Source organism: Burkholderia territorii, assembly GCF_902833055.1.
GTDB lineage: Bacteria > Pseudomonadota > Gammaproteobacteria > Burkholderiales > Burkholderiaceae > Burkholderia > Burkholderia territorii.
This window is the reverse complement of sequence record NZ_CADFEJ010000073.1, coordinates 1-631: the sequence shown is the minus strand read 5'-3', so window position 1 is coordinate 631 and position 631 is coordinate 1. Positions and strand designations below refer to the sequence as shown.

The 631-nt window shown below is 69.9% G+C and carries 1 protein-coding gene; it reads left to right on the top strand.

Features of this window, described 5'->3' with window-relative positions; genetic code table 11:
- Positions 1-631: porin (locus HW466_RS31045; RefSeq protein ID WP_176316138.1), on the top strand; the 631-nt coding region annotated here is incomplete at both ends.

Sequence of the window (631 nt, the reverse complement as noted above, 5' to 3'; positions counted from 1 at the left end):
GCGCGCTGCAGGCCGGGCTGATGTTCGGCCGGCAGGCTTTCGTCGGGCTTGGCACGCCTTACGGCACCGTCACGCTGGGGCGCCAGTACCTGACGCTGTCGAGCTATCTCGGCCAGTTCGCCTCGGGCACCGACTGGGCCGCGCGCGGCGCCGGCTGGGGTTATCACCCGGCGGGCCTGGACGACGTGGACGGCACCGAGCGCGCCAACAACGCGATCAAGTACGTGAGCCCGCGCTATCGCGGCCTGCAACTGGGGGCGACCTACAGCCTGGGCGGCATGGCGGGGCAGGTCACGCGCAACGAGATGATCTCGGCCGGCGCCGACTACCAGCAGGGCCCCTTCAAGTTCGCGGCGGCCTATCTGTACGTGAAGAATCCAAACTTCGCGCTGTTCGGCAACAATGCCACCAGCAGCGCGACCGGCAACAACTTCACCAGCCCGATCTTCAGCGGTTATGCCACGGCCGGTTCGCAGCGCGAGTTCGGCGCCGGCACCGCGTACGAGCTCGGCCACTTCACGCTGGGCGCGCTCTACACGCGCACCAGCTTCGCCGACCTGGGCGCCACGCCCGTGACGGGCGCGAGCCTGCCCGCGGCCGAGCGCGGCAAGACGGCGACCTTCAACACCGC